Origin of the sequence: Nonomuraea sp. NPDC049269 (assembly GCF_043197155.1) — a bacterium.
Lineage (GTDB): Bacteria > Actinomycetota > Actinomycetes > Streptosporangiales > Streptosporangiaceae > Nonomuraea.
Map to the genome: position 1 here is coordinate 279,199 of NZ_JBICSO010000005.1, position 25,689 is coordinate 304,887.

Sequence of the window (25,689 nt, forward strand, 5' to 3'; positions counted from 1 at the left end):
GGGCAGGTCGTGTCCACATTGACCCTGCTAGGTCACGGCTTGGTGAACTCAGATCGCTTTGCCCGGGTTGAGCAGGCCGAGCGGATCGAACACCGCCTTGATGCCCTGCTGCATCTCCTGGGCCACCGGTCCGGTCTCCAGCGCGAGCCAGCGCCGCTTGAGCAGGCCGACCCCGTGTTCGCCGGTCAGCGTGCCGCCGAGCTGCAGAGCGTGCTTGAAAACGTCGTCCGCCGCGGCCCACACCTCGGGCGGCGGCTCGACCGTACCGTGCTCGAAGATGAAGACCGGGTGCAGGTTCCCGTCACCCGCGTGCGCGACTGTGGCGATCCTCACACCATGCCGTACGGCGGCCGCCTCGATCGCCATGATCATGTCGGGCAGCACCGAACGCGGCACGCAGACATCCTCCACCAGGCACGCGCCGAGGCGCTCCTTGGCGTCGTAGGCCATCCTGCGCAGCCCGATCAGCTCCTCGGTCTCCTGCGGGCTGGAGGAGACCGCCACGAACGACGAGCCGTTGTCGACGCACAGCTGCTCCATGCGCTTGACGACGGCCTCGCTGTCCGACGCGTCGGACTGGCCGATCAGCATGGCCATCGTCCCCGGCTCCAGGCCGATGTTGCGCCAGTCGTCGATCGCCTCCAGTGTCGCCCGGTCGAGCAGCTCCATCAGCGACGGCTGGCATCCGGCGGCCATGATCGCCGACACGGCCGCACCCGCCTCACGCAGCGAGCCGAACTCCGCCGCGAACGTGGCCGGCGGCGCCGCGGGCGCCCTGCGCAGCCGTACCGTCGCCGCGGTGATCACGCCGAGCGTGCCTTCCGAGCCGACGAACAGCCCGGTCAGGTCGTACCCGGTGACGCCCTTCATCGTGCGGCGGCCCGTCTGGAGTATCCGGCCGTCGGCCAGCACCACCTCCAGGCCGAGCGCGGAGTCGCGGGTGACGCCGTACTTCACGCAGCGCAGCCCGCCGGCGTTGGTCGCCAGGTTGCCGCCGATCGTGGAGATCTCGTACGACGACGGGTCGGGCGCGTACATCAGCCCGTGCTCCCTGGCCGCCCGGTCGAGGTCGGCGGTGATCACGCCGGGCTCGACCACGGCGATCTCGTCGGCGGGGGAGAGCTCCCTGATCGCCGTCATCCTGGCCAGCGAGAGGATCACCGACCCATCGCCGGCGGTGGCGGCGCCCGCCAGTCCCGTACCGCCGCCGCGCGGCACCACAGGGACCCGGTGCTCGGTCGCCCACCTGAGCGTCGTGACCACGTCGTCACGCGAGGTGGCGAGCACCGCGGCCAGCGGCTTACCGGGTTCGAGGAACGTCCGGTCGCGGGCGTAGGAGTCGATCACGTCGGAGTCGGTCAGGACACGGCCCTCAGGCAGGGCGTCCACCAAGGCATCAAGAGGTCTCACATGGGAAACCTTACGGTTTGCGCCTACCGCGGCTAAAGGCCAGACTGCCCAGGTGGAAGTGATGTGCCCGGTATGCAGCCAATCTGACCAGGTCTCCGCGGTCCCTGGAGTGGTGGCGGCGGGCACCACCTACCGGATCGGCCGCGTCCGGATGGCCGGCACGCGCGACATCGTGGACCTGCCGATGGCGGCCTCGCTCGGCGCCTCGAAACATCTCATGAGCCGTACGCAGCTGGCGGTCTGGCTGTCGTTCCCCAGCCGCCACTTCACGGCGTGGACCAGGAACCAGGGGTACATCCTGCTCGGCGTCGCCGCCCTGGTCCACCTCGTGGTCGCGCTGGTGATCGCGATGGGCAAGGACGCGAACTGGACCGAGGTGCTCCTCGCGCCGTTCTGCCTGACGGGGTTGTTCTGGGGGTTCGGGCTGCTGTTCGTGCTGGGGTCGTACGGGGCGCGCAAGCGCGACCTGGCCGAGGCCCCGGCCCGGGTCCAGGCGCTCGCGGTGTGGGAGAGCCTGCGTTACTGCGCGCGGGACAACGTGGCCTACGAGCCGGGGGTCGGGGTGTCGTTCCACCCCAGCGAGACCCGTGAGTACATCTTCGGCTTCCGCCAGAGCCGGACCGCCTCGCAGTGACTTCCGGTACGGCAGGTGGGCCGTACCGGAAGTCACTGGATGGGTGTCAGGCGCGCTCTTCGGCCACGGCGCGGACGCAGACGGCCAGGCCGGTGATGGCCTGCTCCAGCTCGTCCAGGTCGGGATAGGTGGGGGCGATCCGGATCGTCCGGTCGTCGGGGTCCTGGCCGTAGGGGTGGGTGGCGCCCGCCGGGGTCAGCGCGATCCCGGCCGCCTTGGCCCTGGCCACCACCTCGCCGGCATGCGACACCTCAAGGCTGATGAAGTAGCCGCCCTGCGGGCTCGTCCAGGTGCCGAGGTCGCCCAGCTCCTTGGCCAGCACCCGGTCGACGAGCTCGAACTTGGGCCACACCAGCTCGGCGTGCTTGCGCATGTGCGCGGCCACACCCTCGGCGTCGCGCAGGAACTCGACGTGCCGCAGCTGGTTGAGCTTGTCGGGCCCGATGGACTGCTTGGCGGTGTTGGCCAGGAACCACTTGACGTTCGCCGGCGAGGAGCCGAAGAACGACACCCCGCTGCCCGCCATCGTGACCTTGGACGTGGAGCCGAACACGAAGGTCCGGTCGGTGTTGCCGTGCTCAGCGCACAGGGACAGGAGGTCGGCGAGCTCGGCCTGCGTGTCGGTGAGGTGGTGGACCGCATAGGCGTTGTCCCAGAAAATCCTGAAATCAGGCGCCGCAGCGGACATGGCGGCCAGCCGCCGGACGGTCTCGTCGCTGTAGGTGACACCGGACGGGTTGCTGTACTTCGGCACACACCAGATGCCCTTGACACTCGCGTCCTCGGCGACCAGGCGCTCGACGACGTCCATGTCGGGTCCTTCGCCGTTCATCGGCACGGGCACCATCTTGATCCCGAACCGCTCACAGATCGTGAAATGCCGGTCATATCCCGGCACCGGGCACAGGAACGTGATCTCCGGCTCCTCCACCCACCGCCGCTCGGCCCCCGGGACCTTGGTGAGCAGCGCGTGCACGATCGTGTCGTGCATCACAGCCAGACTCGAGTTGCCACCCACGACCAGCTGATCGGCGGGCACCTGCAGCAGCGGCGCGAACAGCTCCCGCAGCTCCGCCAGCCCCTGCAGGTTGCCGTAGTTACGCCCGTCGGTGCCGTCCGCCGCCTTGTAGGACGTCGGCAGTTTGAGCAGGTCATTGGCGAGATCCAGCTGTCGCGGCGACGGCTTCCCCCGGGTCAGGTCGAGCGAAAGGCCACGCTGGACGAGGTCGGCGTAGTCGCGCTGAGCGTTCACTGGTATCTGCTCCTCCGATCGGGTCGGATACGAAGGATAGAAGACGTACGGCCCTGAGCAGGAATCGGTCCGCGATATGGATGCCCGGCGGCGCAGAAAGGACGTCCGTTATTTGGGGGAACGCCGGCAGGAGAGGATCTTGGACTATAGGTTCGCGGCATGCGTGCGCGATCAGCGATGTTGAGCAGCGAAGTGCCCTCCTCGTCCCGGATCATGAACTTCACGTTGGTCGAGACCGCGGCTGGGCCGCTCGTGGTCTGCGCCGACTCCAATTACGGAGGAGTGTGGACCTGGGATCCCCTGCGAGATGTGTGGCAGGAGCGGCCGCTGGCCTTCGCCTGCGGTGGGGACCCGCTGGCCGCCCAGTATCCCGATGCTGCGAACGACATTCATTCGGTAGCCGCGGTCATGTCCGGCGGCCGCGTGGTTCTGGCGGCGGGAGGCGACGAACAGGGCGTCGCCTTCTGGGACTTGGAGAGCGGCGAACTGATCCGGGGCGCACGTTTCGATGACCCCTATCTTGCGGCCATCACCGAGGTACGAGGCGAAGGGTCGCCGCTGTTCGTGAGCGCCACGCAGTACGCGGAAGAGATCCTGGTATGGGGGCCGTCCGCGGAGGCGCCCGTGGAACTGCTCAACGAGGTCGGTCGCATCGCCTGCCTCACTGCCTCACACGGCCTTGGCTTCTCGCTGGCGGCGGCGGGTGGGATGGACGAAGGGGCGGCGGTGTGGGATCTGCCGGCGGGTGGGGAAGTGCGGACGTTCGACACCGACGAGAAACGCGTACTGGCCGTCTCGTTGACGAAGCTGGCTGGTGACCCGCTCCTGGTGGCGGGGATCGAGGACGAGATCCACGTGTGGAGTCTGGCCGACGAGCACGGGGACGATCCCATCCATGACCCGCTGACCGGCCATGAGGACGCCGTCCTCGCTGTGGACACGGCCGTGATCGACGAGCGTGTCCTGGCAGTGAGCGGGGGCGACGACGCGACAGTGCGTCTCTGGGATCTGGCGACCGGCACGCAGCTCGGCGATACTCTGATCGGCCACGGGGGAAGCGTTGAAACGGTCCAGACCGCCATCCTCAATGGGCACCACGTCGCTTTGAGCGCGGGCCGGGACGGCCGAATCAATATCTGGGACCTACAAGCCATAGCGCGGTAGAGGACCCATGCGGATCTGCTCGAGTGCTCACGCCCAGGTGACGGACCGAGAGCAGTCCTGCGCCCTGGGCACAGCAGCGGCAGCGGCTCGGAGTTGATCGAACCGCTACCGGATGAAGCTGCCCGAGATGAGAAAGCAACTCTTTATGCGTGATCAGGGCGGTCCGCTCGAAGGCCTGTGGAGGGCGGTGATTGACGCCCGCCCACCTTACGACCTCGTGGCGACGCCAGGTGGTCGTTGAGTCAGCAGCCGCCGATGCTGCAGAGCTTGGCGGCCATCTTCGTGGCGTCCGCCTGGTGCTTGGTCAGGGTTCTGATAGCCGGGGCGTCGTTGTGCAGGTCCCAATAAATAGCCACAGCCGCACCCTTGCGTACCGCGACGAACTGCTGGGTCTGGGGTACGGGATTGGACTTCGTCTTCTTGGTGGCCCTTGAGGCGCCCACCGAGTCGTCACCGATTTTCGGGTCGATTACCTTGACCAGATTGCCGCACTTGGTCAGGCGGGTGCGGAACTCGGTCAGCAGTTTCTCGGCGGCGGCAGCCTTCGCGAAGAGGAAGACCTGCTCGCCGCGTTCGGTGCTGCGCTTCTCGTCACCGTCCATTCGCGGGTCATAGGTGAGGTCGCGGCGGGCGATCCAGTCCTTCTTCAGCTTGGCGTTCGAGCACTGGATGTTTTCCACCTCGATCAGATTGCTGCCCTCGTTGAGGAGCCAGTGCTCATGCTTGGTGTCCTTACGGGCCTCCTTTTCGTACAGGAGGAAGTTCTTCGGGATCGACGGCGCGGCCAGTGCCGCCGCCGGCGGAAACAGCAGGGCCGTAATCAGTGCGCCGCCGGTCAACAGGGTGATCTTCTTTGCGTTCATGCGGAGTTGGATGCCGGCGAGCGGGGAAAGGTTCGGGACTTAAGTGAGGAATTCGGCTGGGGCGTTTTGCTGGACGAAGGTTTCCAGCTCTGCTAAGGACAGGCCCGGAGGAGTGGCCACGATGAGCCGGTCCACGCCCAGGTCGGCGTACGCCTGGACGGTGGCGGCGTCGAGGCGGCGGGCCGGGGTCACCGAGATGTGCAGGGGTCTGGTCGACACGGCCCTGAGTGACTCCAACTGGGCGGCCGTGCCGCGCAGGCCCAGCATCCAGCCGTACCAGCCGTCGGCCAGTGCGGCGGCGCGGCGGTGGGCGGCCGGGGTGTGGCCGCCGATGACGACGGGGACCGGGCGCTGGAGGGGGCGCGGGTGGGCGTCCACGTCCTTGAAGGAGACGTGCCGGCCGTCGAAGGCGGGCTTGTCGTCCTGCCAGAGGGAGCGGATGGCCGCCAGGTGCTCCTCGACGCGGGAGCCCCGGTCGGGCATGGGGACGCCCAGGGCGCGCAGTTCGGGCTCCAGGTAGCCCGCGCCCACGCCGAAGATCAGCCGTCCGCCGCTGAGGACGTCCACGCTGGCGAGCTGCTTGGCGAGGACCAGCGGGTCGCGCTGGGGGAGGACGATGATGCCGGTGGCCAGCAGGATGCGCTCGGTGTGGGCGGCCAGGAAGGCCAGCGAGACCACGGCGTCCAGGAGTGGCGCGTCCGGCTCCAGAGGGGACCCGTCCACGCGGGGGCTGGGCAGGACGACGTGGTCGGCGGTCCACAACGACTCGTAGCCGAGGCTTTCGGCCAGCTTCGCCACGCGGGCGGCACCCTGGCGGTCGGCGGCGGCGAAGCCATTCGGCATGTGCAGGCCGATAGAGGGGGACATATTGCGAAAGGCTAGGGGAGTGGGGGTCGATCCACCACAGACGATCTCGCATGGGTTCCATGCGTGACATGCATGCCGTACGGACCGGAAAAGGCGCGCCAGGCAAAGACGTGTGCGACGAATGTTGAAGAATTGCTTCCCGTATGGCAATCGTTGGCGTGGAATTGGAGGATCGGGGGCAGGCCACACTCCGCATAGGAGGGAGCACTCGTGACGACTGTTCGCGAGACCTCGATCGAGCAGGTCAGGCGCCGGCGCATCGGGACCGTCATCGTGTCCTGGCTGTCGACGACCGACCACAAAGTCATCGGGTATCTCTATCTGATCACCTCGTTCGTGTTCTTCCTCGTCGCGGGTGTCATGGCCATGGTGATCAGGGCTGAATTGGCGCAGCCGGGGATGCAAGTCGTGAGCCAGCAGCTCTACAACCAGCTGTTCACCATGCACGGCACGATCATGCTGTTGTTGTTCGCCACGCCGCTGTTCGCGGGATTCGCCAATGTGGTGATGCCCTTGCAGATCGGCGCGCCTGACGTCGCGTTTCCCCGGCTGAATGCGGTCGCGTACTGGATGTTCCTGTTCGGCGGGCTGATCGTGCTGGCCGGATTCATCACGCCGGGTGGGGCCGCCGAGTTCGGGTGGTTCGCCTATACGCCGTTGTCCACCGCCACCTATACGCCGCACATGGGCGGCGATCTGTGGATCATGGGGCTCGCGCTGTCGGGGCTCGGGACCATTCTCGGCTCCGTCAACTTCATCACCACGATCATCGGGCTGCGCGCGCCCGGCATGACGATGTTCCGGATGCCGCTGTTCACCTGGAACACGCTGCTGACCAGCATGCTCGTGCTCATGGCGTTCCCCGTGCTGGCCGCCGCGCTGCTCGTGCTCGAATCGGATCGCAAGTTCGGCACGCACGTCTTCGACGCCGCCAACGGCGGGGCGTTGATCTGGCAGCACCTGTTCTGGTTCTTCGGGCATCCCGAGGTGTACATCATCGCGCTGCCGTTCTTCGGGATCATCACCGAGGTGATCCCGGTGTTCAGCCGCAAACCGATTTTCGGGTACGGAGGGCTGGTCGGGGCGACGATCGCGATCGCCGGACTGTCGATGACCGTGTGGGCGCACCACATGTTCCCCACGGGTCAGGTGCTGCTGCCGTTCTTCTCGTTCATGACGTTCCTCATCGCGGTGCCGACCGGGGTGAAGTTCTTCAACTGGATCGGCACGATGTGGCGGGGCCATCTCAGCTTCGAGACGCCGATGCTGTTCGCGATCGGGTTTCTCGTGACGTTCCTGCTGGGTGGCCTGACCGGGGTCATCCTGGCGTCGCCGCCGCTCGACTTCCACATCAGCGACACGTATTTCGTCGTCGCCCACTTCCACTACGTGGTGTTCGGGACCGTGGTGTTCGCCATGTTCTCCGGGTTCTACTTCTGGTGGCCGAAGATGACCGGGCGGATGCTCGACGACCGGCTGGGGAAGGTGCATTTCTGGACGCTGTTCATCGGGTTCCACACCACGTTCCTGATCCAGCACTGGCTGGGGGCGATCGGCATGCCCAGGCGGTACGCCGACTACAGCGTGGCCGACGGCTTCACGGGGCTGAACGAGATCTCGTCCGTCGGGGCGTTCCTGCTCGGCGCCTCCACGCTGCCGTTCCTCTACAACGTCTGGAAGACGGCCAGGCGGGCGCCCAAGGTGACGCTCGACGACCCGTGGGGCTTCTGCAACTCGCTGGAGTGGGCGACTTCCTGCCCGCCGCCCCGGCACAACTTCACCTTCCTGCCGCCCATCCGGTCGGAACGGCCCGCGTTCGATCTGCACTATCCCCACCTGCCTGCGGAAGAACTCGAAGAGAAGCCCGAGGAGGAACTCGAAGACCAGGAAACCGAGGAGAAGCCCGGCTGACCGGTACCTGCCACCAAGGCCGGCAAAGCCGGGCCTTCTCCGAAGCAGGTCGTGGTGCTTGTGTGGAGATGACGTTTCGCCCATCTAAGGAGATCGGCGATGACAGGCACGAAGACGCCCTTCACCCCTGAGACGGCCCCCTGCGGCAAGAAGTCCGCCGGTGAGCGCCTCATCGACGACGACGGTTACGGCCTGGTGATCCGCGACCAGCTCTTCGACTGCGGTTGCCGCAGGATCCGCCACGAGTACCACGACGGCAGCATCCATCTCTCCGCCATCCGCCATGACGGCAAGCGGGTGAAGGACCCGATACAACCCGACCACGGGAGCTGATCGCACATGATCGACGTGCTCATCGTCGGAGGAGGCGGAGCGGGTCTGCGCGCGGCCATCGCGGTCGCCGAGACGGACCCCGAGCTCACGGTGGCGGTCGTGTCGAAGGTCTACCCGATGCGCAGCCACACGGTCTCCGCCGAAGGCGGCGCCGCCGCGGTGATCGGCGTCGGCGACACGCTCGACGAGCACTGCTACGACACGATCTCCGGCGGCGACTGGCTCTGCGACCAGGACGCGGTCGAGGCGTTCGTCCAGGAGGCGCCCCGCGAGCTGATCCAGCTGGAGCACTGGGGCTGCCCGTGGAGCCGCGAGGACGACGGCCGGGTGGCCGTCCGTCCGTTCGGCGGCATGAAGCGGATGCGCACCTGGTACGCGGCCGACAAGACCGGTTTCCACCTTCTCCACACCTTGTTCCAAACAACACTGAAATATCAGGACATCGTGCGGTACGACGAGTGGTACGTCACCAAGCTCATCGTCGACGACGGCCGCGTCCACGGCGTCGTGGCCGTCGAGCTCAGGACCGGCCGCATCGAGACCATCGCCGCCAGGACCGTCATCCTGGCCACCGGCGGCTGCGGCCGGGTCTTCCCCTTCACCACGAACGCGGCGATCAAGACCGGCGACGGCATGGCCCTGGCCTACCGGGCGGGCGCGCCGCTGAAGGACATGGAGTTCGTCCAGTACCACCCGACCGGCCTGCCGTTCACCGGCATCCTCATCACCGAGGCGGCCAGGGCGGAGGGCGGCTGGCTGATCAACAAGGACGGCTACCGCTACCTCCAGGACTACGACCTGGGCAAGCCCACCCCGACGCCCAAGCTCCGCAGCATGGAGCTCGGCCCGCGCGACCGCCTCTCCCAGGCGTTCGTGCACGAGCAGGAGCTGGGCCGCACGGTCGACACCCCGTACGGCCCGGTCGTGTACCTGGACCTGCGCCACCTGGGCGAGGGCAGGATCGACGCCCGCATCCCGTTCGTCCGCGAGCTGTGCAAGAGCTACCAGAACCTCGACCCGGCCACCGACCTCATCCCGGTCCGCCCGGTCGTGCACTACATGATGGGCGGCGTCCACACCGACCTCGACGGCGCGACGCCGATCACCGGGCTGTTCGCCGCCGGAGAGACCGCGTGCGTCAGCATCAACGGGGCCAACCGGCTCGGCTCGAACTCGCTCCCGGAGATCCTCGTCTTCGGCCGGAGGGCGGGCCTGGCCGCCGCGAGCTTCGCGAAGGAGCATCAAGAGAAGAGCGAGCACCAGGCCGTACGTACACAGGGTGATGACGAGCGGCGGCGGCTGGAACGCGTGCGGGACGGATCGGGCAAGGGCGAGCGGATCGCCGACCTGCGCGAGGAGATGCAGCACACGCTGGAGGGCGCGGCCGGGATCTACCGTACGGGCGGTGTACTCGCCGCGGCCGTCGACACCCTCGCCGAGCTGCGCGAACGTGCGGCAGATGCGCTCGTCGACGACTCCAGCACGACGTTCAACACCGAGCTGATCAACCTGCAGGAACTGCACACCATGCTCGACGTCGCGCAGGCCATCGTCGCCTGCGCGCTCAACCGGAAGGAGTCGCGCGGCGCGCACCAGCGCACCGACTTCTCCGTCAGGGACGACTCGGCCTATCTCGCGCACTCGCTGGTGCACCGCGCGCCCGACGGCACGCCGTCGGTCGGCCTGCTGCCCGTGACGATCACCCGCTGGCCTCCGGGGGAAAGGGTCTATGGACGTGACTGACACCGAAGAGTCCGTACGGCAGGCGGCGGTCACCCGCACGATCCGGCTGGAGATCGCCCGCTACCGGCCGGGGCAGGACAGCGAGCCGGTGTTCCAGGGCTACGACGTGCCGCTGACGACCGACTGGGCCGTGCTCGACGGCCTGAACTACGTCAAGGACCGGCTCGACGGCAGCCTGTCGTTCCGCTGGTCGTGCCGGATGGGCGTCTGCGGCTCGTGCGGCATGACCGTCAACGGCGAGCCCCGGCTGACCTGCGGGACCTTCCTCACCGAGTACGGCGACGGCCCGATCAGGATCGAGCCGCTCAAGGGCTTCCCGGTGATCAGGGACCTGATCGTGGACATCGACGACTTCCTGGCCAAGCTGTCGTCGGTGCGGCCGTGGCTCATCAGGGAGGGCGAGGAACTGCCGCTGACCACGGAGTACGCGCAGACGCCCGAGCAGCTCGACGCCTACAAGCAGTACAGCATGTGCATCAACTGCATGCTCTGCTACTCGGCCTGCCCGGTCTACGTGCTCAACCCCGACTTCCTCGGCCCGGCCGCCATCGCGCTGGCCCAGCGCTACAACCTCGACTCCCGGGACATGGGCGACCGGTTCGACGTGCTCAACCTGGAGGACGCGGTCTGGGGCTGCACGTTCGTCGGGGAGTGCACGCGGGCCTGCCCCAAGCACGTGGACCCGGCCGAGGCGATCCAGCGCTACAAGCTGACCGCGGCCCTGCGCTCGGTGCTGCCCTGGAGCAAGCGATGACGAGACCACCGCCCTGGAGGAAGCGATGACGAGCACGTATCGCCCGCCGCGGGACGCGTTCTGGTTCGCCCGTACCCGCAACTACACCCTCTTCGTGCTGCGCGAGCTGACCAGCGTGCTGGTCGCGTGGACGATCGTCTTCCTGCTCCTGCTGGTCGGCGCGCTGCTGGGCGGCACCTTCCAGGACTTCACCGCCCTGGCCGCGCAGCCCTGGATGATCGCCGTCAACGTGGTCGCCCTGCTCGCGACCGCCTTCCACGCCGTCACGTTCCTGAACCTCGCCCCGAAGGCCACGGTGGTGCGGCTCGACGGCTGGCGGGTGCCCGCCTGGATGATCCAGGGCGGTAACCATTCGGCATGGCTGGCGCTGTCCGTCCTGATCGCCTACTTCATCATGAGGTCACCGTGAAGCGGACGATCGAGCCGTACCTGTGGCTGCTCTTCAGCGGCGGGGGAGTGGCCGCCGCGCTGGTGCTGCCCGTGCTGGTCCTGCTGTTCGGCGTGCTCATGCCGCTCGGCGTGATCGACTGGCCGACCGTCGGGCACCTGCGCGCGCTCCTGGACAGCGTCCTGGTACGGCTGGCGCTGCTGGTGGTCATCGTGCTCTGCCTGTTCCACGCGGCGCACCGGATCCGCTTCACCAGTGAGGAGCTGTTCGGCATCGCCAGGTACGACTTGCTCATCGCGGTGCTCTGCTATGGCGGGGCCATCGTGGGCGGCGTTACCGGCGCATTGCTTTTGTTCTAGTTTCATCACATTTCAACAGGGCTCTTTACGTTGGCTTTACTCACCCTCTAAATTCGCGCATTGCACCCTGTGGCAATGCGCCCGGCGATCCCGGGCAGAGAGGGTTATCAGTGCCCAGCAGAAAGCGCCTGTTAGCAGCATTCCCCGCGGTCGCCCTTCTCAGCGCCGCTCTGACCGGTCCCGCCGCCCCTGCCTCCGCCGCCAGGTACGAGCCGGGCGCGTCCGACTTCTACATCAACTACGCGCCGCCCAGCGTCGAGGAGACGCCCGACGAGCCCCTCCTGCCCAACCAGAAGGCCCGCTCGCTCAACCCCGCGCAGAAGGTCGACCGGAAGTTCGTCAGCGGCAACCCGGCCGCCGCCCGAGTGCTCGCGGCCCGCGAGAACGAGGCGATCAGGACCGGGCGCAACCCCGCCGACTTCATCTTCAAGAAGTCCAAGCAGACCCGCGTCGCCAAGCTGCTGACCGTCCTGGTCGAGTTCAACGAGCAGGCCAACGACGACTTCTCCGGCTACAACCGCCTGCGCACGGTCAACAGCGCCCCCGGCGACTGCGTGGTCGAGCCGGCGGGCACGGTCAAGAACGGCCCGCTGCACAACAACATCCCCAACCCCGCGACGTTGCCGCACAAGGACAACAACAGCTTCTGGGTCAAGGACTTCAGCACCTCGCACTTCAACACGATGCTCTACACCGACAAGGGCATCACCGAGCGCGTGCGTCCCGACCTGAAGGACCCGCGCGACGGCCGCGCCGGCATCGACATCTCCGGCTTCACGATGAAGAAGATGTACGAGGAGATGTCCAAGGGCGCCTACTCGGTCACCGGCTCCGCGGTCGGCTGGATCAAGGCGCCGCACTCCGAGGCCTGGTACGGAGCGGCGGCCTGCGGCGGCGCGCCCCAGGACATGACCGGCCACCCGGACAACCCGCTCGGCGCGGGCCAGCTCGCCATCGACACGGTGGACGCGCTCGCCAAGAGCCAGCCGAACTTCCCGTGGGCCGACTACGACGTCGAAGACGTCTCCGACGCCGACGGCGACGGCAACTTCAGCGAGCCCGACGGCGTCATCGACCACTTGGTCCTGGTGCACGGGGGTAAGGACAAGTCGTCCGGCGGCGGCGCCGAGGGCACGTACGCGATCTGGGCGCACTCCAGCGCCGTGGCCGGCGGCTACAAGATCCCCGGCAGCGACAAGAAGATCTCCAACTACATCGTGCAGCCGGAGGACTCCGGCGTCGGCGTCTTCGCCCACGAGTACGGCCACGACCTCGGCCTGCCCGACCTGTACGACACCTCGGGCGCGGCCAGCTCCGCCGTCGACTTCTGGGACCTGATGTCGAGTGGCTCGCACTCCGGGCCGATCTTCCAGTCCATGCCGACCCACATGGGTCTGTGGGACAAATGGGTGCTCGGCTGGGCGAACCCGAAGGTGTTCGAGCCCGGCGACGCCGCCAAGCTGGTCACGGTCGGCCAGTCGTCGCGGACGCCCAAGCTCACCCAGGACGGCGTCCGGGTGAACCTGGCCTCCACGCCCCTGAAGATGGTCGACCCGCACAGCGGCGCCAACGCCTGGTGGACCGGGCTGGACCAGGAATGGGCCAACGTCCACCTGGCCCGTGACGTGGCGGTGCCCGCCGGGACCGACCTGCGGTTCTGGATATGGAACAACTACGAGATCGAGCAGGACTGGGACTTCGGCTTCGTCGAGGTGTCGACCGACGGCGGCGAGACCTGGACCCAGCAGAAGGTCTACGACGAGGCCGGCAACGAGGTCACGACCCCCGACGGCTACCCGGACCCGAACAAGAACCTCAAGACGTTCGGCGACAAGAAGTACGGGCTCACCGGCAACACCGACGGCTGGCGGCACGACTACGTCAACCTGACCGCGTTCGCCGGTAAGACGATCAAGCTGCGGCTCACGTACAACACCGACGCGGCCTTCACCCCGCGCGGCTGGCACGCCGACGACTTCCAGCTCACCAACGGCGGCGCCGCCGTGTGGAGCGACGACGTCGAGGGCGGCGACAACGGCTGGAAGGCCACCGGCGGCACGTTCACCAACACGAGCGGCCAGGGCTGGACGATCAACAACGGCTCGCGCGAGGTGTCCCGGTTCTACCTGGCCGAGTGGCGTAACTTCGACGGCTTCGACAAGGGCCTGCAGTACGCCTACGACACCAACTACTCCCGTGACGGGGCGTGGAAGGTGGAGAAGGTCAAGTACAACGCCCCCGGCCTGCTGGTGTGGTACCGCGACTCGACGTTCACCAACAACTCGATCGCGAACAACCTCAGCCTCCCGCCGAGCATCGGCTCGAAGGGCAGCCTGCTGATCGTGGACTCGCACTTCGACCCGCTGCGCCGCACCGGCACCGCCGCGCAGAAGGACCCGTCGAGGCACAAGAACCTCGACGGCCGTACCCAGACGTCCAACGCGGCGTTCTCCTTCGGCAAGACCTATCCGCTCAAGGAGTGCCTGGAGGCGGCGGACGAGCCGTTCAGCGAGTACTGCACGGACATCCCGGCGCTGAAGGGCGTGCCGAACTTCACCGACGCCAAGACCTGGTACCCAGGTCTGGAGGTGCAGAACGGCAGCCTGTTCTACCGGGACTTCGACGCGTCGACGGTCGTGCCGTCCAAGGGCGACCAGTCCTACAGCACCCGCGTCGTGAACCTCGACGGCACCCCCGCCACCGAGCTCTACGGCACGGACCTGGGTGGCGGCCAGGTGGCCGGCTCCGGTAATCCAGGCGACGAGGGCAAGGCGCTCGGCGTCCAGTTCAAGCTGGTCTCCCCGCTGCCCGGCAATCTGGGCGCCATCGTCCAGGTGATCCCGCCGAAGAAGTGAACAAAAGGGGCCGCCGGTTCACCCGGCGGCCCCATTTGATCGACCACAGGTAGGGCCCTCTGCACCTAACATTGGTGACCATGAGCGAACTGCGTACCAAGGCCGCGCACACGGAGGCGATCCTCCAGGACCGCCGGGTGGCGGTGGTGGTCAACACTCGCTCACGCCGGGGCCGCCGGCACTACTTCGAGGTGATCGACCAGATCCACGCCCTCGGCTTCGAGCCGATGGCCGAGCTGTCGGTCTCCAACCCCAAGCGGCTGCGCAGCCTGCTCGACCAGGCCCTCGAAACCCAGCCCGATCTGCTGATCGTCGGCGGCGGCGACGGCACGTTGTCGTCGGCCGTCCGCCATGTGGCCCACCGTGACGTGGCGCTCGGCGTGCTGCCGCTCGGCACCACCAACAACTTCGCCCGCAGCCTCGGCCTCCCGCTCGACCTGGCCGGGGCGATCGGGGTGTTCGCCACCGGCAAGGTGGCCGACATCGACCTCGGCATGGCCGGTGACCGGCCGTTCGCCAACCTGGCCAGCTTCGGCGTGTCCGTCGAGGTGGCGGGCACGGTCAAGCCGTGGCTCAAGCGCATCCTCGGCCGCCCCGCCTACCCGCTGACCGCCCTCCGCGTTCTGCCCGGCCACCGGCCGTTCCGCGCCTACATCACGGTCGACGGCAAGCGCCACGAGCTGTTCACCCACCAGCTCAACATCGCCAACGGCCGCTTCCACGGCGGCTGGCAGCTGGCCAAGGACGTCAGCATCGACAACGGCATGCTGGTCGCCTACCAGCTCGGCTCGGGCAAGAAGCTGCGGCTGCTCGGCGAGACGCTCGTGCGCGCCACCACCGGCCGCTGGCGCAGCCTGGCGGGCGGGCCGTTCGTGATGGGCAGGGAGATGCTCCTGGAGACCGACCCGCCGATGGCGGCCGACGTCGACGGAGAGGTACGCCTGCTCACCCCGATCCAGCTCCGCGTGGTGCCGAACGGCGTACGCGTCATGGTCCCCGGCGACTTCGACGACCGCTGACCCCCAGCCGGCCGCATTTTCCACACCTACCGCTCCCTCACCGGCACCGCGAGCTCCCCCGGAAGGCCCCGAGCGATCGCGGCTCCCGTTCCCCGGAAGGCCCCATCGCGGCTCTCGTTTCCCAGAAGGACCCCAGCCGAAGTACGGCGGGGAGTGCGGAAACATGGGCCAGCGGCATCGCGACCGTCACTCGCCGAGGCGGCGGTACGCGGCGGCCAGCGGATCCCCCAGGTCACGCGGCGGCGGAAAGACGCGCGGCAAGAGGTCGGACGCCACCGCGGCGGAACGGCGTTCGGGCCGGTGGGCGGTGGCACCCGGGGCGTAGAAGTCGGCCAGCCGGTCAGCGAACGGCACATCCCGCACCAGAACCGGCTCCGGCTCCGGCGAGGCCAAGGATCCGAGCAGCTGGTCGCGGCTGCGCCCGCGCCAGGCCAGCACCAGGAACGGATCGTCGTCGAACGACTCCGCCAGCAGGTACAGCACCGCCGACAGATGCTTGCACGGCATCCCCCAGTCGGGGCACGAGCACGCCATGTCCAGGTCGCGAGGGAACAGGTCGATGCCCAGCGCGGCGAACAGCTCCTCGATCTCCGTCGGCATCTCCCCGGCCAGCAGCTTGGCCCGGTAGACGGCCTGCGCCGCGATCGCCTCCTCGATGGCGGTCCAGCGCTCCTCGTCGTACGCCTCGATCTCGATCGTGATCTCGTACGGCTTCCGCCGCGAGCCCTGCACCGCCGCCCTCACCACGCCGGAGGCGAGGTCGATCGACAGGACCTGGCCCGCGCGGGCGTAGGCGCGGCCCCGAGACAGGCGGCCCTTGTCGCAGACGCGCTCCAGGATGTCGATGAAACGCCGCGACCACCAGGTGGAGCCGATCGAGCCTCGCTGCGCGCGCGCCCGCAGGCCGCCCTCGACCCTGATCGGCTTACCGGCCTCGAACCACGCCATTCAGCTCACCGCCTCGGCGGTCAGGCGGAAGACCTCGCGCAACTCGCCGGTGGACAGGTCGGTCAGCCAGTCCTCGCCGGTGCCGACCACGCGTTCGGCCAGCGACTTCTTGCGTTCGATCATCTCGTCCACGCGTTCCTCCAGCGTGCCCGCGCAGATGAGCTTGCGCACCTGTACGTTCTTGCGCTGGCCGATGCGGAAGGCGCGGTCGGTGGCCTGGTCCTCGACCGCGGGGTTCCACCAGCGGTCCACGTGGATCACATGGTTGGCCGCCGTCAGGTTGAGCCCGACGCCCGCGGCCTTGAGCGACAGCAGGAACAGCATCGGCTCGTCATCATGCTGGAAGCGGTCGACCAGCCGGTCGCGCGTCTTCTTGGGCAGCCCGCCGTGCAGCCAGAGCACCGGCCGGTCGAGCCGCTGGGCGAGATAGGGCTGGAGCATCGTCCCGAACTCGGAGTACTGGGTGAACACCAGCGCCTTCTCACCCTCGGCCACGATCTCCTCCGCGAGCTGCTCCAGCCGGGCCAGCTTGCCCGACCTGCCCGACAGGAGCGAGCCGTCCTTGAGCAGGTGGGCGGGATGGTTGCAGACCTGCTTGAGCTTGGCCATGGCCGCCAGCACCAGGCCGCGGCGCTCGATGCCCTCACTGTCGTCGATCTTGCCCAGCATGTCGTCGACGACGGCCTGGTACAGGCTGGCCTGCTCGGGCGTGAGCAGACACCACTCCTTGACCTCCATCTTCTCCGGCAGATCGGAGATGATGGACTTGTCGGTCTTGACGCGCCGCAGCACGAACGGGCCGGTCGCCCGTTTGAGCGCCTGCATGGCCTGCTCGTCCTGGCGGGCCTCGATCGGCTCCTGGAACCGGGTCCTGAACCGCGATCGCGACCCGAGCAGCCCCGGATTCGCGAACTCCATGATCGACCAGAGTTCGGCGAGATGGTTCTCGACCGGCGTACCGGTCAGGGCCAGCCTCGTCCCCGTGGGGATCGCCCGGACGGCTTGGGACTGCAGGGTGCCGCTGTTCTTGATCGCCTGGGCCTCGTCGCAGACGACCCGCCGCCACTCGACCCCACGCAGCGTCTCCAGGTCCCGCTGGGCCGTGCCGTACGTGGTGATCACCAGGTCGGCGTCGCCGATCGCCTGGGCGTCGCGGCCACTGCCGTGGTGCACGTACACCCGCAGACCCGGCGCGAACCTGGCCGCCTCCCGCTGCCAGTTGCCCACCAGCGACATCGGGCAGACCAGCAGCGTCGGCGTCTCGGACCGCTCGTGGACCAGCAGCGCCAGCGTGGTGACCGTCTTGCCCAGCCCCATGTCGTCGGCCAGCACCCCGCCCAGCCCCAGCTCCGACAGGAAGCTCAGCCAGGCCAGCCCGCGTTCCTGGTACGGCCGGAGCGTCGCGTCCAGGCCGGTTGGCGTGGCCATCGGCTGGAGCCGCCGTTCGGCCTGCCCGGACAGCAGGTCGCCAAGCACGCCGTTGGCGTCGATCTCCAGCAGCGGCAGCTCGTCGTCACCCTGGACCACATGACGCAGCAGCTCGGCCGCAGGCAACTCACCGCTGCGCTCGCCCCCGACGGCCTTCAGCGCGGCTTTCAGTTGGCGGTCGTCGAGCTCCACCCACTGCCCGCGGACCCGCACCAGCGGCACCTTCAGCCGGGCCAGCTCGGCCAGCTCCTCCTCGCTGATCGTCTCCCCGCCGACCGCCAGATCGATCCGGAAATCCACCAGCTCGCGCAGCCCGAACCCCTGAGCGGTGGCCGCGCTCTGCGTCTTGGTACGGGTGGTCAGCTTCAGCCCCAGCCTGGTGCGGCCGGCCCAGCGCGGCAACTGCACCCCGAACCCGGCGGCCTGCAACAGCGGTGCCGCCTGCCGCAGGAACCCGAACGCGCCCGCCGTGTCGAGCTCCAGCCCGGTCGGCTCGGCGACCCGAAGAGCCCGGTCGAGCTCGGGATACAGGCGTACGGCACGGCCCAGCCCGGCCAGCAGCTCACGCTCCGGCCTCCTGGGCAGACCGGTCACCGGCTCACCGCTCCACACCCGGTCGGCGGTCACGTAGAGGCTCGGGTCGTCGGCGGCCTGCAACGCGAGCTCAACCCGCCAGCCCCGACCGCTGTTGACGCTCTCCGCGCGGCTGTCGCTCTCCGCGCGACCGGTGCGGTCAGCACCGTCCGTGTCGTCAGCGCGGCCCGTGCCGACGGGAAGGTCGGTCCCTGCAGGGGTGGTCTCGGCACGGTCGGTCTCGGCACGGTCCGTCCCAGTAAGGGCGGTCCCAGTTAGGGCGGTCCCGGCAAGAGTGGTCCCGGCAAGAGTGGTCCCCGCCAGGGCGGCGTCAGCAAGGGCGGTGCTGGCTGGGCGGTCGAGGTCGTCGATGGGCTCGAGCAGCCGGAAGCACACCCGGGCGGCTCCGTCCGCGGCGGTCACGGAAGCCCGCCACTCCTCCAGCTCGCGGCGCAGCTCCGGGTTGTCCGGGCAAGTGTCGTCGTCGCCGGTCAGCGCCGCCAGCCACCGATCCTGGCCCGTGCGGGGGCTGGTGACGAGCGGCTCGCCGAGCGCCGCCCTGACGAGCGCGTCGGTGAACGCGTCGAGCGCCGCCCCGAGAACCTCCACCGATGGGCGCTCGATCTCGGAAGTACGGCAGGCGGGCGGCATGGCGAGAGCGAGGTCCCGGAAGTAGGCGGCATCAGCCCCGCTCAGCACCGCCGGCCACACAGCGCGCCCACCGGCCGCAGCCTGTGCGGGGTCTTCGCCCCAGGGGATGAGCTGGGGGATGACACGACCCCGCCGTACCAGATCGCGGGCGAACTCGGCGACCACGGCCCAGTGCCGGACGGTGGCGGCCCCGGAGTGTTCGGCGAGCACCTGCAGCGCGTCACCGGTGGCAGGGACGACAGCCGGCACCTGCCACAGATGCAGACGCGGCCGGGCAACCCCGGACAGACGCCCAGCCTCAGGCGAGGCCAGCGGCTCCTTGACAGAACCGGGCAACAGCAACCGCAGGTCACGCACGATGTCCTTGGGGAAGGGCGCGAGGTCACCGGGCGTGACGGCGGAGGCGGGCGCGAGGTCGAGCAGGTCGATGAGCGCGGCAACGGAAGCCGCGAACGGGTGCGGGCGTGCGGCTCCATCACCCGTCCCAGCGGGCGGACGGGTGATCGGGGCTCCAGCACCCGTCCCGGCGGGCGGACGGCCGATCGGGAGTCCCGCAGGCTGTGGGCGTGCGGCGGCTCCAGCGGTTGCCTCGGCGGCGGCGGGTGTCGCCGAGGCTGAGGCAGAGTGCGGGAGGGCGCCGGCGGTTGTCCCGGTGGCCGCGTGGCTGGTTGGGGCGGCAGGGTGCGGGGTGCCGTCGGTGTCCTCCGCCCAGAAGGCGAGTGCGTCTTCTGCCCAGACCCCGTGAACGACCAGCATCTCGGCAGGGTACCTCGCCTAACGGAAGATCAGGTTGGTGTCGAGCGTCACCGCGAACGGCTCCGGTAGCGGTAGCGGCAGCCCGGCGGCGGCGACGATCGAGGCGCGGTATTCGCCCTCATCGAGCCCGTAGAGCAGCCTGACCGACGGAGGCGTGGAGAAGTCGTCGAGGACCAACATCATCGGGACGCCCGCCCGGGCGTACTCGGCCGGCTTGACGTCCAGATCGTCGTCCCGGCTGTCGGAGGACACCACTTCGACGACCATCAGCGTGCCGTATCCGTACGCCTGGTTGTCGTCGAACTCGGGGCTGTCCGGTGGTGTGATCAGCAGATCGGGCAGCCGTTTGTCGCCTCGATGGGGCGGGATGTGAACCGCCCAGGTCTGGTAGAACTCCCAGCCGTTCTTCCGCTTGACGTCGTAGAGCTGGTCCGACAGACGGTCGACCAACACGCAATGCCGCATCTTGGCCCGGGGACTCACATAGATCCGTCCACCGACGATCTCTGGTCTCAGACCCTGACCGACGAGCTTCTCCCACACCTGTTCGCGATGGAGCTCGTCTTCCGTGGGTCCTGATGCCCCCCATCCCGGCCCCCACGTGGGTGCGGCGGCCGCCGGGTGCTCCGGACCCAGGGCGGCGCCGTGCCCGGGCGTGATGCCGGTGGCCATGGCGGTCATCCTTTCGCTCGCGTCATCGAATGTGCCCAGACCCGGCAGCCCGGCGAGGGCGCCTGGCCTAGAGGAAGATCGGACCGGTGTCGAGGGCGATCCCGAACGGCTCCGGCAGCTTCAGCTGCTCGCCCTCATCCACCTTGGTCATGCTGCGATATTCGCCGTCGCGCGGATCCGACAGCAGGGTGACCGTGCGAGGCTCGGCGAATTCGTCGACGATCAGCATGAGGGGGACGCCCGCCCGGGCGTATTCGGCGGGCTTGACTTTCAGATCGTCGTCCCGGTTGTCGCAGGAAGTGATCTCGACGGCCAGGATCGTGCCGTCGCCGTAGGCCTGGTTGTCGTCGAACTCGGGGCTGTCCGGTGGTGCGATCAGCAGATCAGGGATCCGTTTGTCGCCTCGATGGGGTGGGATGTGAACGGCCCAGTTCTGATAGAACTCCCAGCCCTTGTCGATCGCGAACTCGAAGAGCTGCAGCTGAACGCGATGGACCAACTGCGCATGGCGCCTCTTCGTTGAAGGGCTCACTATGATCCTTCCACCGATGATCTCGGCTCTCCAGCCGTCTTCGATGAGGGACTGCCAGAGCCGTTCGCGCTTGAGCTCGGTCTGGGTCGGTCCTGACTGTCCCCAGCCTGGACCACGACCAGGCCAACGCTCAGGCGCGGGCGCGCGCCTACGTGACTTTCTGCGCGTCGTGCTGGTGGCCACAGCGGTCATCCTTTCGCTCGCGTCATCGAAAATACTACACTGCGTGACCGTTCATTGACTGTATGAAAGGGGCTCATGATGGGGTTCTCGGCAGGCGAGAAAAGGTGGCGCGAGCGGCTGGGCAGCCTGCGTGACGTGGTCAGGCAGGAGCTGGTGAGCCGTCAGCTGGCGGCCCATCTCCCGCCCGCCCCGGCCGGAGTGCTGGACGTGGGATGCGGGCAGAGCACCCAGGCGCTCAGGGCCGCCGCCCAGGGGCATCGCGTGACCGCGCTCGACGCCTCCGGCGATCTGCTCGGGCTGCTGAAAGAGCAGGTCGAGCCGAGGATGGCCATCGACGTCGTACAGGCGCCCGCCGAGCGGCTGGGTGAGCTGTTCGAGCCGGGGAGCTTCGACGTGGTCCTCTGTCACGGCGTGCTCATGTACTTCGACGACCCCGACCCGCTCCTGGCCGCCATGGCGGGCCTGCTCGCGCCCGGCGGGCTGCTGTCACTCCTTGTGCGCAACGGCGACGCGCTGGCCATGCGGGCCGGGCTGATGGGGGACTGGGCGGCGGCCCGGGAGGCGTTCGACGGGAGCGGCTACACCAACCGTCTGGGCGTGGTGGCGCGGGCGGACCGGCTCGACGACCTGACGCGGCGCCTGGCCGTACAGGAGCTGGGCGTTCTGGAGTGGTACGGCGTGCGGGTGTTCGCGGACCTCGCGGCCGACGACGCGCCCCTTCCCGATGACCTGGACCTGCTGCTGGAGTGTGAGGAGCGGGCCGGGGCGAGCGAGCCTTATCGGCGGGTCGCTCCGTTGGTCCACGTCATCGCGCGGGCCGGTCATGCCAAGTAGAGTAAAGGTATGAATCCTCCCGGATCATGGTGCGAGCGGCCTAAGCCGCAGGCTCCTTCGTGTGAGCTGCCCTCCCCGTGGAGCAAGCCGAAGAAGCCCGACAACTGGTGCGAGGTTCCTAAGTCCCCGGTCCTGTCGGTCGTCGACTTCCTGCTGCGGGCCGCCAAGCGGTGATAGAAAGCCAGTTCGCTGGGTAGTCGCCTCCTCGGCAGAGGAGGTGACGTGAACGACACCCACAAGCTGGTCAATGATCTCTCCGAGCAGGTCTCCCGGCTCGTGAGGGATGAATTGCGGCTGGCCCGGCTGGAGCTCACGCGGAAGGGCAAGCGGGCGGGATTCGGCGCGGGCCTGTTCGGGGCGGCGGGAATGGCCGCGTTCTTCGGTGGCGCGACCCTGGTGGCCACCGTCATTCTGCTTCTCGCTCTGGTGATGCCGGCATGGGCGGCTGCCGCGCTCGTGGCCGGAGTCCTGTTCATCGTTGCCGCGGTTCTGGGTCTCCTCGGCAAGAAACAGGTGAAACAGGCGGCGCCGCCGGTGCCGGAAGAGGCGATCGCCAGCATCAAGGCCGATATCGACATGGTCAAGGAGAGGGCTCGGCGATGAGCGAGACGGACCCTGAATACAGAGACCAGGGATATAGCGAGCAGCACGCGGGGGACGTGGGTGCTCGCCGGACGAGGGTCGGCATGCCGACGGACCACGAGTCCGTCAACGTGCCCCCCACCAGACCGGGCGCGGCGGAGAACGCGCTGAAGGCGGAGGCCGCCCGCCGGGAACACGAAACATTCATCCCCGAACCCCCCATGGCGGACGACCGGACCGAGGCGACGGAGGCCCGGGAAGGTGAGGCGGAGTCGCTGGGGGCGGGGTCGGACGACGATGACGACGAGGAAGAGGACGACGTGCGAAAAAACATCAAGGACACCCGCGAGGAGCTCGGCAACACCGTGGCGGCTCTGGCCGACAAGACGGACGTGAAGGGACGGGCGAACGACGCGGCCGAGGCGGCGAAGGGCAAGGCCGCCGAAGTGGCCGAGGTCGCCAAGGACAGAGCGGTAGAAATGGCCGAACTGGCGAAGGACAAGGCCGCCGTGGTGGCGGACGTCGCGAAGGACAAGGCCGCCGAAGTGGCCGACAAGGTACGAGACGTCACGCCCGACCAGGTCAAGGACGCCGCCGACAAGGTCGCCACCGAGGCCAGGAAGCGCCCCGTGCTGGCCATCGCCGCCGCGGCCGGCATCGTGGCCCTGCTCCTGCGCCGGATCATGAGGCGCGGCAGGGCCAAGTGAGCCCCAGAGCCCGATAGCGTCTGCGATTCTGTGTGTTTGCCTGAGGATTTCCGGCAAACCGGGCGGGCGTGGCGCGTGGCGGGCCGCCTCCGTAGGCTCCCAGGGGGAGTACGGGGGTGGCTGCGACGCGGTGGAAGCCGGTCCGGTGGTGAGGATCGCGTACAAGCCCTGTACGCCCCGCCGGTGGGCGGGATGCCTGGGGTGCCTGGCCCGCCGGACGCTGTCCCGCCCCGGGCGTGCCGGGGACGGGGGCGGGCACCGTGCGCCGGTCGGGCACACGGCTGGAGGTTGTGCGAGATGGTGTGGCAGGGCGGCTGATCTGCCGTCGTTTGGGGGTTGGCCGGGACTTGTTGCGGGGCCGGGCTTGCGGGCGCGGATGTACATCGGTGCGGGTGCGCCGGGCCCGACGCGCCGCCCGGGTGGGCTTTTTCGGGCGGCGCGCCCGGGTCACATTGCCCTCTGCCACCACCGCGATGCTGCGCACGCCGGTGCCCGGGGCGGTCCAGGTGTGGCGCTGGCCGAGCAGGCCGCGGGCGGCGATCCGCTCGGCCGCCGCATGATCGCGGTCGCACGACAGCCCGCACGCCGGACAATAGGCCCACTTCCAGCCACGCTCGCCCAGCCGGTCAGGCGCCGGAACATGCCGCAGCACACTGCCACCCTCACCGCAGCGCGGGCAGTAGCGGGAGGTGCCCCGGGCCGGCACCGTCACCACCGCGACGCCGTCCTTGGCGGCCAGATGCCGGATCGCCTCGATCACCATGCCACGCACCTGCCCCGACAGCGCGGCATTGCCCCGGCGGACCCCGCGCGCCTCCAGCGTGGCCAGATCCTCCAGGTAGATCACCCCGGCACCGAGCGCGACCGCCTGATCCACCGCCCACCGCGCCGCCGACCACGCCAGCGCATGATCAAGGTGGCGGATCCGGGCGCACACCCGCTCATGCTCGAGCGCCAGCACCCGGTGCCTGCGCTCCAACGCCACGCGGCGGCCATCACCGGCATCGCAGACATCACGGCCAAAATCGGTGGTATCGGTGGTATCCAGCCCGGACAGCAGCGCCGCGAAGTGGTCGCGTTTGGTGGCCAAGTGCTGGCGATGCGCCCGCAGCCGGTGCAGCTTGGCCGAGATCACGGTGGCGTCGTAGCGCAGCATCCGCCCATCGGTGCACACCCGGCCCTCGCACACCCGCTCGTCGCAGAGCCGGGCGATGGTGCCGGTCAGGAGCGTGTTGACGCCCCAGTCCAGGCCCAGCGCCACAGTGTGGCCGCACGCCGGGGCGGACGGGATCGGGGTCTGGAACGGCAGATCGATGCGCACCTTGCCGTCGGCGATGCGCACCGTGGGGGTGCACAGTTCGGCCTCGGTCGGCACGGTGGGCGGCAGCGTGATCGCGATGGCGTGCCACGCCCAATCCTTGCGGGAGGCGGGCGAGGCGTTCAGCGGCAACTGCACCCGCAACATTGCGCCGCTGTCGCCGGTGCGGGTCAGGGTGACCAACTGCTTGTCGGCCGCCGCCAGCACCGCCTGGGCGGCGACCCGGGGCGCTTCCTCCACCTGAGTGATGTCACCCGGCAACGCGCCTTCGCGCGCCAGGACGGCGCGAACCTGACGCGTACGGTTATGGATCTCCGCAGAGGCGACCCCCTGCGGCAGCGCCGCGCGCAACGCCTTCCACTCCACCTGGTCACGCCGCCGCGGATCCTGCGGCCAGGTGGCCAGGATCGCCGCCACAATGCCCCGGCGGTGCAGCGCCGCCCGCAACATGCGCCCCGCCTGCTCCTCAGCGCACCGCCGCACCCGATCCGAGACATACACCCCACCGCCGGTCCCGCCGCCGCTCACTCCGGGAGCACACCCCCAGCCCAGTCTGCGGATCGCCATCCACCCCTTGACCGGCAACACCCGCCCGTCCGCCCCGATGCCCGCGGCCAAAACGTCCAGATCCCGCGTATTCCACCGGTCCCCGACGATCCCGGCGGTCATGGCCTGCATCAGCGCGGTCAGCCAGGCCACCCGCTCGGCCAGCACCGGCCCGGCCACCACCTCCCCACTCGCCTCCAGCACGGCCCGATGCCCAGTACAGGTCGCGGTCGCCACCAACGCCGCCATGCGCACCCGACCTCTCCGCCGGCACCCGAACCCGTCACATCATTCCGCGCACGCGACGCTACACACCGCCACCGACAATTCCCGCTCACCCACATGTTCACGTGAAAACCTCAACGCCAAAAGCGCCTCACAGGCGATCCGAAACACACCCCCACCCA

General features: G+C 68.7%; 23 protein-coding genes. 14 read left to right on the forward strand and 9 right to left on the reverse strand.

Annotated elements, in window-relative coordinates; all coding sequences use genetic code 11:
- Positions 1-48: 48 nt before the first annotated feature.
- Positions 49-1,410 (reverse strand): FAD-linked oxidase C-terminal domain-containing protein, encoded by a 1,362-nt coding sequence (locus ACGFNP_RS28820; RefSeq protein WP_358312827.1) that lies wholly within the window; start codon positions 1,408-1,410, stop codon positions 49-51.
- A 52-nt stretch (positions 1,411-1,462) separates the two neighbouring features.
- Between ACGFNP_RS28820 and ACGFNP_RS28825 the strand changes: the two genes are divergently transcribed.
- Positions 1,463-2,044, forward strand: coding sequence for a hypothetical protein (locus tag ACGFNP_RS28825; RefSeq protein ID WP_358312759.1), 582 nt, complete (start codon positions 1,463-1,465; stop codon positions 2,042-2,044).
- A 46-nt stretch (positions 2,045-2,090) separates the two neighbouring features.
- Here the strand turns inward: ACGFNP_RS28825 and ACGFNP_RS28830 are convergent, their stop codons facing one another.
- Entirely contained in the window at positions 2,091-3,296 is a 1,206-nt protein-coding gene (locus ACGFNP_RS28830; protein WP_393324224.1) for an aminotransferase class I/II-fold pyridoxal phosphate-dependent enzyme, read from the reverse strand.
- Between the two features lie 213 nt (positions 3,297-3,509).
- Between ACGFNP_RS28830 and ACGFNP_RS28835 the strand changes: the two genes are divergently transcribed.
- Positions 3,510-4,460 carry a WD40 repeat domain-containing protein gene (locus tag ACGFNP_RS28835; RefSeq protein ID WP_393324227.1) on the forward strand — a complete coding sequence of 317 codons (951 nt, stop codon included), beginning with the start codon at positions 3,510-3,512 and terminating at the stop codon, positions 4,458-4,460.
- A gap of 242 nt (positions 4,461-4,702) precedes the next feature.
- On the opposite strand, the gene ACGFNP_RS28840 is transcribed toward ACGFNP_RS28835, so the two are convergent.
- Together ACGFNP_RS28840 and ACGFNP_RS28845 are read right to left on the reverse strand one after the other, a co-directional pair.
- Positions 4,703-5,323, reverse strand: a complete 621-nt coding sequence (locus ACGFNP_RS28840; RefSeq protein WP_393324230.1) for a hypothetical protein — start codon at positions 5,321-5,323, stop codon at positions 4,703-4,705.
- Between the two features lie 39 nt (positions 5,324-5,362).
- Entirely contained in the window at positions 5,363-6,190 is an 828-nt protein-coding gene (locus ACGFNP_RS28845) for a TIGR03619 family F420-dependent LLM class oxidoreductase (RefSeq protein WP_393324233.1), read from the reverse strand.
- Between the two features lie 210 nt (positions 6,191-6,400).
- Here ACGFNP_RS28845 and ctaD point away from each other — a divergent pair, with 210 nt between their 5' ends.
- From ctaD to ACGFNP_RS28885, 8 genes are all read left to right on the forward strand, one after another.
- A complete protein-coding gene (gene ctaD, locus ACGFNP_RS28850) occupies positions 6,401-8,101 on the forward strand; it encodes a cytochrome c oxidase subunit I (RefSeq protein ID WP_393324236.1) in 1,701 nt (566 codons plus the stop codon).
- A 99-nt stretch (positions 8,102-8,200) separates the two neighbouring features.
- Entirely contained in the window at positions 8,201-8,434 is a 234-nt protein-coding gene (locus ACGFNP_RS28855) for a hypothetical protein (protein WP_358312740.1), read from the forward strand.
- Positions 8,435-8,440: 6 nt separating this feature from the next.
- Positions 8,441-10,177, forward strand: coding sequence for a fumarate reductase (quinol) flavoprotein subunit (gene frdA, locus ACGFNP_RS28860; protein WP_358312737.1), 1,737 nt, complete (start codon positions 8,441-8,443; stop codon positions 10,175-10,177).
- The gene (gene sdhB / locus ACGFNP_RS28865) at positions 10,170-10,931 is read left to right on the forward strand and encodes a succinate dehydrogenase iron-sulfur subunit (RefSeq protein ID WP_393324239.1); all 762 of its coding nucleotides are present in this window, start codon (positions 10,170-10,172) and stop codon (positions 10,929-10,931) included. The genes frdA and sdhB overlap by 8 nt, the downstream gene beginning before the upstream one ends.
- Positions 10,932-10,956: 25 nt before the next feature.
- Positions 10,957-11,340: a hypothetical protein gene (locus ACGFNP_RS28870; RefSeq protein WP_358312731.1), complete on the forward strand. Its 384-nt coding sequence runs from the start codon at positions 10,957-10,959 to the stop codon at positions 11,338-11,340.
- Positions 11,337-11,678 carry a fumarate reductase subunit FrdD gene (gene frdD, locus ACGFNP_RS28875; protein WP_358312728.1) on the forward strand — a complete coding sequence of 114 codons (342 nt, stop codon included), beginning with the start codon at positions 11,337-11,339 and terminating at the stop codon, positions 11,676-11,678. The genes ACGFNP_RS28870 and frdD overlap by 4 nt, the downstream gene beginning before the upstream one ends.
- A 110-nt stretch (positions 11,679-11,788) precedes the next feature.
- Entirely contained in the window at positions 11,789-14,533 is a 2,745-nt protein-coding gene (locus ACGFNP_RS28880; protein WP_393324244.1) for an immune inhibitor A domain-containing protein, read from the forward strand.
- Between the two features lie 80 nt (positions 14,534-14,613).
- A complete protein-coding gene (locus ACGFNP_RS28885) occupies positions 14,614-15,552 on the forward strand; it encodes a diacylglycerol kinase family protein (protein WP_358312722.1) in 939 nt (312 codons plus the stop codon).
- A 186-nt stretch (positions 15,553-15,738) separates the two neighbouring features.
- Here the strand turns inward: ACGFNP_RS28885 and ACGFNP_RS28890 are convergent, their stop codons facing one another.
- From ACGFNP_RS28890 to ACGFNP_RS28905, 4 genes are all read right to left on the reverse strand, one after another.
- Entirely contained in the window at positions 15,739-16,500 is a 762-nt protein-coding gene (locus tag ACGFNP_RS28890; protein WP_393324247.1) for a hypothetical protein, read from the reverse strand.
- Positions 16,501-19,908, reverse strand: coding sequence for an SNF2-related protein (locus ACGFNP_RS28895; RefSeq protein ID WP_393324250.1), 3,408 nt, complete (start codon positions 19,906-19,908; stop codon positions 16,501-16,503). It lies immediately after the preceding gene.
- Positions 19,909-19,926: 18 nt separating this feature from the next.
- The gene (locus ACGFNP_RS28900; RefSeq protein ID WP_358312686.1) at positions 19,927-20,580 is read right to left on the reverse strand and encodes a Uma2 family endonuclease; all 654 of its coding nucleotides are present in this window, start codon (positions 20,578-20,580) and stop codon (positions 19,927-19,929) included.
- Between the two features lie 67 nt (positions 20,581-20,647).
- Positions 20,648-21,295 carry a Uma2 family endonuclease gene (locus tag ACGFNP_RS28905; RefSeq protein WP_393324253.1) on the reverse strand — a complete coding sequence of 216 codons (648 nt, stop codon included), beginning with the start codon at positions 21,293-21,295 and terminating at the stop codon, positions 20,648-20,650.
- 78 nt (positions 21,296-21,373) lie between these two features.
- Between ACGFNP_RS28905 and ACGFNP_RS28910 the strand changes: the two genes are divergently transcribed.
- The 4 genes from ACGFNP_RS28910 to ACGFNP_RS28925 are packed head-to-tail and all read left to right on the forward strand — an operon-like array spanning position 21,374 to position 23,418.
- A complete protein-coding gene (locus ACGFNP_RS28910) occupies positions 21,374-22,129 on the forward strand; it encodes a class I SAM-dependent methyltransferase (protein WP_393324256.1) in 756 nt (251 codons plus the stop codon).
- A 9-nt stretch (positions 22,130-22,138) separates the two neighbouring features.
- Complete coding sequence (locus ACGFNP_RS28915) at positions 22,139-22,303, forward strand: hypothetical protein (protein ID WP_219529574.1); 165 nt, start codon at positions 22,139-22,141, stop codon at positions 22,301-22,303.
- Positions 22,304-22,351: 48 nt separating this feature from the next.
- Positions 22,352-22,732 (forward strand): phage holin family protein, encoded by a 381-nt coding sequence (locus tag ACGFNP_RS28920; RefSeq protein WP_393324259.1) that lies wholly within the window; start codon positions 22,352-22,354, stop codon positions 22,730-22,732.
- Positions 22,729-23,418 (forward strand): DUF3618 domain-containing protein, encoded by a 690-nt coding sequence (locus ACGFNP_RS28925; RefSeq protein ID WP_393324262.1) that lies wholly within the window; start codon positions 22,729-22,731, stop codon positions 23,416-23,418. Before ACGFNP_RS28920 ends, ACGFNP_RS28925 begins: the two co-directional genes overlap by 4 nt.
- Here ACGFNP_RS28925 and ACGFNP_RS28930 read toward each other — a convergent pair.
- Positions 23,393-25,531, reverse strand: a complete 2,139-nt coding sequence (locus tag ACGFNP_RS28930; protein WP_393324265.1) for a zinc ribbon domain-containing protein — start codon at positions 25,529-25,531, stop codon at positions 23,393-23,395. The two genes, ACGFNP_RS28925 and ACGFNP_RS28930, sit on opposite strands and share 26 nt — an antisense overlap.
- Between the last annotated feature and the right edge of the window lie 158 nt (positions 25,532-25,689).

Excerpts from the sequence above, each read along its gene's own strand:
- ACGFNP_RS28925 (WP_393324262.1), top strand. The coding sequence starts at position 22,729 with ATGAGCGAGACGGACCCTGAATACAGAGACCAGGGATATAGCGAGCAG.
- frdA (WP_358312737.1), top strand. The coding sequence starts at position 8,441 with ATGATCGACGTGCTCATCGTCGGAGGAGGCGGAGCGGGTCTGCGCGCG.
- ACGFNP_RS28890 (WP_393324247.1), bottom strand. The coding sequence starts at position 16,500 with ATGGCGTGGTTCGAGGCCGGTAAGCCGATCAGGGTCGAGGGCGGCCTG.
- ACGFNP_RS28915 (WP_219529574.1), top strand. The coding sequence starts at position 22,139 with ATGAATCCTCCCGGATCATGGTGCGAGCGGCCTAAGCCGCAGGCTCCT.
- ACGFNP_RS28895 (WP_393324250.1), bottom strand. The coding sequence starts at position 19,908 with ATGCTGGTCGTTCACGGGGTCTGGGCAGAAGACGCACTCGCCTTCTGG.
- ACGFNP_RS28870 (WP_358312731.1), top strand. The coding sequence starts at position 10,957 with ATGACGAGCACGTATCGCCCGCCGCGGGACGCGTTCTGGTTCGCCCGT.
- ACGFNP_RS28840 (WP_393324230.1), bottom strand. The coding sequence starts at position 5,323 with ATGAACGCAAAGAAGATCACCCTGTTGACCGGCGGCGCACTGATTACG.
- ACGFNP_RS28930 (WP_393324265.1), bottom strand. The coding sequence starts at position 25,531 with ATGGCGGCGTTGGTGGCGACCGCGACCTGTACTGGGCATCGGGCCGTG.
- ACGFNP_RS28910 (WP_393324256.1), top strand. The coding sequence starts at position 21,374 with ATGGGGTTCTCGGCAGGCGAGAAAAGGTGGCGCGAGCGGCTGGGCAGC.
- ACGFNP_RS28845 (WP_393324233.1), bottom strand. The coding sequence starts at position 6,190 with ATGTCCCCCTCTATCGGCCTGCACATGCCGAATGGCTTCGCCGCCGCC.
- ACGFNP_RS28855 (WP_358312740.1), top strand. The coding sequence starts at position 8,201 with ATGACAGGCACGAAGACGCCCTTCACCCCTGAGACGGCCCCCTGCGGC.
- ACGFNP_RS28835 (WP_393324227.1), top strand. The coding sequence starts at position 3,510 with ATGAACTTCACGTTGGTCGAGACCGCGGCTGGGCCGCTCGTGGTCTGC.
- ACGFNP_RS28885 (WP_358312722.1), top strand. The coding sequence starts at position 14,614 with ATGAGCGAACTGCGTACCAAGGCCGCGCACACGGAGGCGATCCTCCAG.
- ACGFNP_RS28900 (WP_358312686.1), bottom strand. The coding sequence starts at position 20,580 with ATGGCCACCGGCATCACGCCCGGGCACGGCGCCGCCCTGGGTCCGGAG.